Annotated in this window: 9 protein-coding genes; 2 read left to right on the forward strand and 7 right to left on the reverse strand. The window is 62.4% G+C overall.

All coding sequences use genetic code 11. The features are described 5' to 3' along the window. Positions 1-16: 16 nt before the first annotated feature. Both LPA37_RS23405 and LPA37_RS23410 read left to right on the forward strand, forming a co-directional pair. Entirely contained in the window at positions 17-2,554 is a 2,538-nt protein-coding gene (locus tag LPA37_RS23405) for a fimbrial biogenesis usher protein (protein ID WP_229013844.1), read from the forward strand. Positions 2,555-2,582: 28 nt separating this feature from the next. Next, positions 2,583-3,179: a DUF1120 domain-containing protein gene (locus LPA37_RS23410; protein WP_229013845.1), complete on the forward strand. Its 597-nt coding sequence runs from the start codon at positions 2,583-2,585 to the stop codon at positions 3,177-3,179. Between the two features lie 126 nt (positions 3,180-3,305). Here LPA37_RS23410 and fliR read toward each other — a convergent pair whose 3' ends face one another. Genes fliR through fliL form a run of 7 tightly spaced genes read right to left on the reverse strand, consistent with a single transcriptional unit; the run spans position 3,306 to position 7,846 of the window. Continuing rightward, entirely contained in the window at positions 3,306-4,088 is a 783-nt protein-coding gene (fliR, locus tag LPA37_RS23415; protein ID WP_229013846.1) for a flagellar biosynthetic protein FliR, read from the reverse strand. Positions 4,089-4,113: 25 nt separating this feature from the next. Next, complete coding sequence (fliQ, locus tag LPA37_RS23420; RefSeq protein WP_228979902.1) at positions 4,114-4,383, reverse strand: flagellar biosynthesis protein FliQ; 270 nt, start codon at positions 4,381-4,383, stop codon at positions 4,114-4,116. 25 nt (positions 4,384-4,408) lie between these two features. Further along, positions 4,409-5,236, reverse strand: coding sequence for a flagellar type III secretion system pore protein FliP (fliP, locus tag LPA37_RS23425; RefSeq protein ID WP_229013847.1), 828 nt, complete (start codon positions 5,234-5,236; stop codon positions 4,409-4,411). Beyond that, the gene (fliO, locus tag LPA37_RS23430; protein ID WP_407672607.1) at positions 5,237-5,827 is read right to left on the reverse strand and encodes a flagellar biosynthetic protein FliO; all 591 of its coding nucleotides are present in this window, start codon (positions 5,825-5,827) and stop codon (positions 5,237-5,239) included. It lies immediately after the preceding gene. Continuing rightward, positions 5,824-6,300, reverse strand: coding sequence for a flagellar motor switch protein FliN (gene fliN, locus LPA37_RS23435; protein ID WP_228979900.1), 477 nt, complete (start codon positions 6,298-6,300; stop codon positions 5,824-5,826). Before fliN ends, fliO begins: the two co-directional genes overlap by 4 nt. Then, positions 6,293-7,291: a flagellar motor switch protein FliM gene (fliM, locus tag LPA37_RS23440; protein WP_228979898.1), complete on the reverse strand. Its 999-nt coding sequence runs from the start codon at positions 7,289-7,291 to the stop codon at positions 6,293-6,295. The genes fliN and fliM overlap by 8 nt, the downstream gene beginning before the upstream one ends. 54 nt (positions 7,292-7,345) lie before the next feature. After that, entirely contained in the window at positions 7,346-7,846 is a 501-nt protein-coding gene (gene fliL / locus LPA37_RS23445; RefSeq protein ID WP_228979896.1) for a flagellar basal body-associated protein FliL, read from the reverse strand. Positions 7,847-8,540: the final 694 nt, after the last annotated feature.

The raw sequence follows: 8,540 nt of genomic DNA on the forward strand, positions 1-8,540 counted from the left end.
AGAGACGTTCGACATCATGAAGCTCAACCCACATGCCTCCAGCAGGCACAGCAAGCAGGGAGGACAGACCACTCTCAAGCTAGCTCCAATCGCAGTGGCCGCGGCGCTGATGATGCTCGGCGTCGCTACAGGCAATACCTTCGCGGCCGAAGCGAACAACGGAGCACCCATTGTCGAAACCAACGCTGGCTTCGACACGGAAATGCTGAAGTCCCGCGGCATCGATCCGAAGGTCGCGGAATACTTCAAGGATGCCCCGCGTTATCGTCCGGGTATCAGCAACGTCACGTTGCTGGTGAACGGCAGCAAGAAGGGCACAGTCGCAGCGCGCTTCGACGACCAGGGCAACCTGTGTTTCGATCCGAAGTTCATGGCGCGCGCTGGCCTGCAACTTCCGAAGGGCTCCGCTGAAGAAAAGGACGTAAAAGCAGCCGACAAGAAAGCCGCGCAGAGCGACGACTCCGCCGCCGCCCCTTGCGTGGACTTCCTTGCCGCATGGCCTCAGGCCATTGTGAAACCGTACCCGAATACGGCGACGGTCGAACTGGTCGTGCCAACCGACGCGCTGCGTCTGGAAGCACTGACTGACACGAACTACACGACCGGCGGCACAGCGGCACTGCTGAACTACGACCTGCTTGCAATCGGCAATCAGGGCAACGGAACCAGCTCGCAGTATTTCTCCGGTGCGACGGAGCTTGGCTTTAACGCTGGCGACTGGATCGTGCGCAACCGCAGCATGTACACGAACGACGGGAAGCACTCGCAGTTCGAACATCTGTATGCCTACGCGCAGCGCACCTTCGCTGACTACAAGTCGGTATTCCAGACGGGAGAGATCAACGTCGGCAATTCGATCTTCTCGGGTATGTCGATTTACGGCGCGCAATGGGTGCCGGAAGCCGCGCTTACGCGTACCACCAGTGCAGCCGCGCAGGTTACCGGCATCGCGCAATCGACGGCGCGCGTCGAAGTGCGCCAGGCTGCCGCGCTGATTTACTCGACGGTCGTGCCGCCGGGCCCGTTTTCGCTCAGCAACCTTCCGCTGCTGAACGGTACCAACGATCTCGAAGTCACCGTGATCGAGGCGGACGGCTCGTCGCACAAGTTCATCGTGCCGGCGGCTTCGCTGTCGGCTGGTTCGCTCGGCATTGCGCCCGGTTACTCGTTCGCGGTAGGCAAGTTGCGTGATCTCGGCGACAGCGCGACCAGCAAACCGTGGATGGCAACCGGCACGGGTACATGGTCAATCGGCAAGAGTTCGAGCGTGACGGCCGGCGTGCTGGGTGCGACGGAATATCAATCGGTCGGCTTCGGCGGTCAGACGACGATTTTCGATCGCACGGCGATCAGCGCGCAGACCACATGGTCGAACGCAACCCGCGAAGGACTGCAGGGCGGACAGGCAACGGCATCGATGAGCGCGCCGATTACGGAATCGCTGTCGTTCAACGCATCCGCCAGTCTGCAAACGCCGGGTTATCGCACGCTGACCGATACGACACAGGACACGACGCAGAACTGGAACGACAACCACTATCGCGCCCAGTACACGGCATCGGCGGCATGGCTTCATCCGTGGCTTGGCGGTTTCACGGCCGGCTATACGCGCTCGAACCTGTTCAACGGTCAGACATCGCAACGCGTGACCGGATCGTGGGGCCGTGCGTTCAAGTACGCGACGGTCAATCTGAACATCGAGCACGCGCTGGGCGGTGGCGCGTCGAGCAACAGCGGCAACTCGGTCTATTTGACCGCGACGATTCCGTTCGGCAAACGCAGCGTGAAGACCTATGTGAACTCGACGGACGGCAACGCACGCGTCGGCGCAACGTATAGCGAAGTCGTCAGTGACGAACTCAACTACACGCTGAACGGCGAACTGCAACCGAACAACGGCACGGCTTCGAGCAGCGCAACTGCATCGATCACGCCGCACTACACGCAGATGAACGTGGGCGTGACGCAGAACGGCGCGAACTCGACTTCGTACAACGCCGAGCTGCGTGGCGGTGTCGTGGCGCACAAGCATGGCGTGACGTTCTCGCCGTACCCGGTGGCCGATACCTTCGGCATCGCGAAGACGAGCGACGTGGCGGGCGTCAAGATTTCGACGCCGCAAGGTCCGGTGTGGACGGACTTCTGGGGCCAGGCAGTCATCCCGACGGAAGCGGCGTATTCGACGAGCCGCATCGAAGTGTCGGGCAAGTCGCTGCCGCGCAACGTCGATATCGGCAACGGTTTCGCGCAGGTCAATCCGGGTCGTGGCTCGGTGAACTACGTGAACTTCGACATCGTCAAGGTGCGACGGATTCTGCTGCGCGCCATCGACAAGCGCGGTCAGGTTCTGCCGAAAAATGCATCGGTTCTCGACAAGGACGACAACTACATCACCACCGTGCTCGACGACGGCAACATCTTCCTGAACGGGAACGAGGGTGAAGAGCTGAAGGTTGTGGATCTGGATGGCAACCGCTGTTCGCTCGGCTACAAGCTGGCCGAGAAGCCGGATCTGAAGAGCTACTTTGAAAACGCAGAGGCAGTGTGCCGTTAAGGCGCCGCCTTCACACAGGAGAAACGTTATGAAATCCAGACTGCATCCAGTGCGCGCACTGGGTACTGCCGTGACGCAAATCACGGCCGCCGCGTTGCTTGCGATGGGCGCCTGTACCGCCGCACAGGCACAAGGTCCTGGCGAATGCCAGATGACCGTGAACGAAAGCTCGGTCGACTACGGCGCGTTCACGCGCTATCAGCTTCAGGGCGACAACCCGCAGGCCCCGACGCTGAGTCTCGGCAAGCGTCAGCTGACGCTGAACGTGAACTGCCGGATGCCGGTAACGATGGCCGTGGCTTTCCGCAGCGGCGCTAACGGTGCGGACTACAGCTTCGGCAATGGCGGCACTGTCACGGTGACGATGGCGAACGCGCAGGTTGATGGCCGGCCGGCGATGATCGGTAGCGCCGCCGGCGTGGGCATGCTGCCGGCGAGCCCCGCCGCTGTCGCCCGGTTCGCGCCCGGTCAGGTGATCGTGCCGGTCGTCGACGGCAGGCCGGCGAAGGGAGCGAGCTTTTCCGCGCAGGTCGAAGTCGATCCGCGTGTGCCCGCTGCCAACACGAAGGTCGCTGGCCGGATCAACCTCGAAACAAACGGGACGTTCCAGCTCATCACGCAGTAACTGTGGCTTTAAAGATCTCCACGCCGGCGGCTTTTGCGCGCCGGCGTTTCTGTTTTATCTGAATCCGCGACGCCGTATCCAGATGTTCGATCGCCTCGAAAGTCGCGCACGCAACGCGCGCGTCCGCTATCCGAACCCTGCCGCAACCCGTCCCATCTGCTCGATACCGCTGTCGAAGAGTCGCGAGAAATACGGAATCATGTTCGGCAGCATGAGTTGCACGAGCAGCAGGCCGACCAGCATCGTCAGCGGCAGGCCGACCTGGAACACGCCGATCTGCGGCGCCGCGCGGTTGAGAATGCCGAGCGCCAGGTTGGTGATCAACAGTGCCGTCACGACCGGCATCGCCAGCAGCAATCCGGAAGTCAGCACCGTGCTGCCGTAGCTGGCCAGCACGCGCCAGCCGTTCGCCCCCAGCATGTTCGCCGAAACCGGAATCGACTGGAACGTCGCGATGAGCGCGCTCAGCATCTGCAGATGGCCGTCGAACGCGAGGAACGTCAGCATCGCGATCGTCCACATGAAGCGCGACAGCACCGCGCTCGAGCCGCTCGCATGCACGTCGAAGAACGTCGCGAAGCCGAGACCCATGCTGAGACCGATGATGTCGCCGGTTGCCTCGATAGCGGCGAACACGATCTGCATCGTGAAGCCGAGCGCAATGCCGATCAGGAACTGGTTGACGATGATCCACACGCCTTCGGCCGAAAACACCGTGGCCTGCGGCAGCGCACCGAGCGTCGGCGCGACGATGAGCGTGACGAAGGCGGCGAGACTCACTTTCACGCGCACGGGTACAGACGTGTCGCCGAACGCGGGCGCAACCGCCACGAGCGCGAGAATCCGCACGAACGGCCAGAGGAACGCGGTAAGCCAGGTGTTCAGCTGCGCGTAGGTGATGGAGAACATGGCGGGACGTGTAGCCGGAAAGCGGTCAGCTGGCGAGCGACGGAATGCTCGTGAACATGTGACGCATGTAGTCGAGCATCGTCGTGAGCATCCACGGGCCGGCGATGACGAGCGTGATGAGAATCGCGATCAGCTTCGGGATGAACGACAGCGTGGTTTCATTGATCTGCGTCGCGGCCTGGAACAGGCTGACGAGCAGCCCGACGACGAGTGCGACGAGCAGCAGCGGCGCGGCCAGCACCATCGAAACGTACATCGCCTGGTGGGCGAGCGTGGTGACTGTTTCTGGCGTCATGGCCGGTCTCCTTCCTGTGCGCCGTTCACGTTCCGATGAAGCTCTGCGCGAGCGAGCCGAGCAGCAACTGCCAGCCGTCGACGAGCACGAACAGCATCAGCTTGAACGGCAGTGAGATCGTCGCGGGCGAGATCATCATCATGCCCATCGACATCAGCACGCTCGCCACCACCATATCGATGATGAGAAACGGAATGAAGATCGTGAAGCCGATCTGGAAGCCGGTTTTCAGCTCGCTCGTGATGAACGACGGCACCAGCAGCGACAGCGGCACGTCTTCCGGTCCCTGCATCGGCGGGGCGTGAGAAATGCGCGCGAAGAGCGCGAGATCGCCTTCGCGGGTCTGGCGCAGCATGAACGTCTTGAACGGCAGCACGCCGCGCGCCACGGCCTGATCCATCTGTATCGTGCCGTCGGCGAACGGCTTGTAGCCGTCGGTGTAGGCCTTGTCGAGCACCGGCGACATGATGAAGAGCGTCAGGAAGAGCGCGAGGCCGACCAGCACCTGGTTGGGCGGCGTCGAGTTCGTGCCGAGCGCCTGGCGCAGCAGCGAGAGCACGATGATGATGCGCGTGAAGCTCGTCATCATCAGCACCATCGCCGGCAGGAACGTCAGCATCGTGAGCAGCAGCATTGTCTGCACGCTCAGCGAGTACGTCGTGCCGCCGTTCGGGCCGGGGCTCGTGTTGAAGGCGGGCAGCCCGGCTGTCTGCGCGAACGAGAGCGCCGGCAGCGTCAGCAGCAAGGCCGGCAGTGCGAGCGTGGCGACGCACTTCAGCACGGTACGGGTCTTTGTCGGGACGTGGCGGGTCGGCGCGCAGACGTCCTGCGCTTCACGATGATTGAACTGCATTTACTGTTCTCCGCTGACGCTTCGCTGGAAACGTTTGCCTGCTTCCTGTTTCAGCGCGTCGCGAAAGCGTTGTCCGAAGGAGCCGGGGAGGGTGCCGGACGCAGCGGGTGCGCCGGGCGTCACGAAACCGGCCTCGGCCGAACCTGCCGGCATGGTGTGCAGCAGCCGGACGTTGCCAGGCGCCGTGCCGAGCACGAGCCACGTATCGCCGATTTCGACGACCGCGACACGCTCCTTGCCGCCGAGCGATACGCCGCCGATCGTCTTCACGAGACCGCCGCGTTGCGACGGTTGCAGGCCGAGGCGGCGCGCGAGCCACGCACAGCCGAATACCAGTCCGATCACCACCGCCAGGCCGACGACCGTCTGCAGCACCGCACCGACGCCGAGCGACGGCACGGCCGTTCCCGCACCCACGCCCGACGCGATTTTCGCGGCATTGTTGACCGCGTTCATATCGGCGGCGTGAGCCGGCAGCGCTATCCACGCGCCGGCAGCGACGCAGGCTGCCATCAGCGAGGCGAACCGGGCGTGCGCGGCGAGCGGCAAGCCGCCCATTGCGAACGCAGCCCGGCGGGTGAGGCGTTTCATCGGTTCAGCTTCCGGATACGCTCGGACGGCGTGATGATGTCCGTCAGACGGATACCGAACTTGTCGTTCACGACGACCACTTCGCCCTGCGCGATCAGGCAGCCGTTGACGAGCACGTCCATCGGTTCGCCGGCGAGCCCGTCGAGTTCCACGACTGAGCCCTGCGCGAGTTGCAGCAGGTTGCGGATCGCGATTTTCGTGCGGCCGAGTTCGACAGTCATCTGGACGGGGATGTCCAGGATCATGTCGATGTCGTTACGCGTCGTCGTCGGTTCTACTTTCGACAGCGGCTGGAACACGCCTGCTGCGGCCGGTTCCGGTTCCGGGTTGCTGTTCTGCTCGGCGAGCGCGCTTGCCCAGTCATCCATTGCGATATCGTCTTCTTCGGTTGTGGCGGCCGCGGCTGCTGCTGCGGCCAGTTGCGGCTCGCCGACGGGCAGCTCGCTCTCCGGCGTGGGGTTCAGCTCACTCATATCCACCTTCCTTCATCGTGTCGGCTGCGCTGATCATTTTCTGGACCCGCAACGCGTACTGACCATTGAAAATTCCGTAGCCGCATTCCATCACCGGTACGCCATCCACTTTCGCCGTGAGGGTCTCGGGGATGTTGACCGGCAGCACGTCGCCCTTGCGCATGTTCAGGATCTGCTGGAACGTCACGGGCATGCTGGCGAGATCCGCCGTCAGTTCCACTTCGGCCGTTTGCACCTGTTGCGAGAGCACGCGTACCCAGCGGCGGTCGATGTCCATCGCTTCGCCCTGGATCGGCGACGACAGCGTGTCGCGGATCGGTTCGATCATCGAGTACGGCATGCAGATGTGCAGCGTGCCGCCGGTCGAGCCGAACTCGATCGAGAACTGCGTGACGATGACGATTTCGTTCGGCGTGGCGACGTTGGCGAACTGCGTGTGCATTTCCGAGCGCACGAATTCGAACTGCAGCGGGCGCACGTTCTTCCACGAAGCCGTGTAGTGCTCGAACACGAGGTTCAGCAGCTTGCCGATGATGCGCTGTTCGGTGGCCGTGAAATCGCGGCCTTCGACGCGTGTATGGAAGCGGCCATCGCCGCCGAACAGGTTGTCGACGACGAAGAACACCAGATTCGGATCGAACACGAACAGCGACGTGCCGCGCAGCGGCTTCACGTGGACGAGGTTCAGGTTCGTCGGGATCGGCAGATTGCGGGTGAATTCGCTGTACTTCTGGACCTTCACCGGGCCGACGGAGATTTCCGCCGTGCGTCGCATGAAGTTGAAAATGCCGATGCGCAGGAGGCGCGCGAAACGGTCATTGATGATTTCGAGACCGGGCATCCGGCCGCGAACGATACGTTCCTGCGTGGCGATGTTGTACGGGCGAACGCCGGTACGGTCCGTGGAATCGGATTCCGTGTCGGATTCGCCGGTGACGCCCTTGAGGAGGGCATCGACCTCCTCCTGGGACATGAACTCTTCGTGGCCCATCCTGTTCCTCGTGCGTCCCGTGACGGTTATTGTTGGCAGTTACGCGGCACTGCGTTACTGCACGACGAATTCGGTGAACAGCACGTCGGAGACGTGGGCCGGCTGGCCGCCGGTATCGGTTGGCTGTTCGATCAGCGCTGCGAGTTCTTTCGCGAGTGCGTGTTTTCCGTCGAGGGTTTGGAGTTCTTCCGGATGTTTGTTCGACAGTGCGAGGAGAACGCGGCTGCGGATTTCCGGCATGTGCTGGGTGAGGTGTTCCTGGGTGGCCTGGTCGGTGAGCTTGAGCGTGAGGCCGATGCGCAGGAAGTGTTGCTGGCCGTCATCCGACTGCAGGTTGACGGTGAGCGGTTCGAGCGGGAAGAACACGGGAATGGGCGCCGGGGCCGGCATTGCCGACGATGCGGCGGCCGGGGCGCGTTTCGACATGAAGAACCAGGTGCCCGCACCGGCGGCGCCAGCCGCGACCAGTACGATCAGCAGGATCACGAGAATGCGTTTTATCGTACCCTTGGAGGACGGTGCGATAGCTTGCTGGTTTGCGGTCGTGGTTGCCATGGGGTTTCGGATAGCCTCAATACTGTAGGTTGGATTTTCGGGTTTCTTCCAGGCTTGCGATGGGTCGAAAAGAAGGGGGAATCGGGGTTAGCTCGGGAGTTTGCCCGTTCGGGCTTTTTCAGGTTTTCTTCTGTATAGGTTTTTTTGTTGTTCCCTGGCTTTTTGGCCTTTCCTTGTGTTCATGTCGGTCTATTGGCGTTGCCCCTGTGCGGGGCGGCACCTACTTTTCTTTGTCCTTGCCAAAGAAAAGTAGGCAAAAGAAAGGCGCTTCGATAACTCGTCTTTTCCCGGTGTGTCACCCGCCGGGAATGGCAACCCGCGAAGTGTCGCCACCGCACAGAAACCTGTTTGGTCCGCGCACGAGACCGTCCCCCGCACAGCTACACCCGTGACAAAGCAGTCATTCATCCCACTCCGCACTCCGTGCGTCGCGGTGCGGGCATGAAGCGCGCGTCCACGCGCGCCACCCGCGGGTCGTTATGCCCATCGGCGACGCGTAGCGGAGGCGGGTGGATGAGTGCCTTGTCACTGGCAGTGCTGTGCGAGGGGCGGTCTCGTGCGCGGACCATTGTTGTGTGGGCTGTGGGGGCGACATCTCATGGGGTGCCGTTCCCGGCGGGTGACACACCTTGAAAAGGCGAGTTTTCGAAGCGCCTTTCTTTTGCCTACTTTTCTTTGGCAAGGACAAAGAAAA

The sequence above is a fragment of the Paraburkholderia gardini genome, assembly GCF_907164545.1.
GTDB classification, from domain to species: domain Bacteria; phylum Pseudomonadota; class Gammaproteobacteria; order Burkholderiales; family Burkholderiaceae; genus Paraburkholderia; species Paraburkholderia gardini.

Excerpts from the sequence above, each read along its gene's own strand:
- LPA37_RS23405 (WP_229013844.1), top strand. The coding sequence starts at position 17 with ATGAAGCTCAACCCACATGCCTCCAGCAGGCACAGCAAGCAGGGAGGA.
- LPA37_RS23410 (WP_229013845.1), top strand. The coding sequence starts at position 2,583 with ATGAAATCCAGACTGCATCCAGTGCGCGCACTGGGTACTGCCGTGACG.
- fliR (WP_229013846.1), bottom strand. The coding sequence starts at position 4,088 with ATGTTCTCCATCACCTACGCGCAGCTGAACACCTGGCTTACCGCGTTC.
- fliQ (WP_228979902.1), bottom strand. The coding sequence starts at position 4,383 with ATGACGCCAGAAACAGTCACCACGCTCGCCCACCAGGCGATGTACGTT.
- fliP (WP_229013847.1), bottom strand. The coding sequence starts at position 5,236 with ATGCAGTTCAATCATCGTGAAGCGCAGGACGTCTGCGCGCCGACCCGC.
- fliO (WP_407672607.1), bottom strand. The coding sequence starts at position 5,827 with ATGAAACGCCTCACCCGCCGGGCTGCGTTCGCAATGGGCGGCTTGCCG.
- fliN (WP_228979900.1), bottom strand. The coding sequence starts at position 6,300 with ATGAGTGAGCTGAACCCCACGCCGGAGAGCGAGCTGCCCGTCGGCGAG.
- fliM (WP_228979898.1), bottom strand. The coding sequence starts at position 7,291 with ATGGGCCACGAAGAGTTCATGTCCCAGGAGGAGGTCGATGCCCTCCTC.
- fliL (WP_228979896.1), bottom strand. The coding sequence starts at position 7,846 with ATGGCAACCACGACCGCAAACCAGCAAGCTATCGCACCGTCCTCCAAG.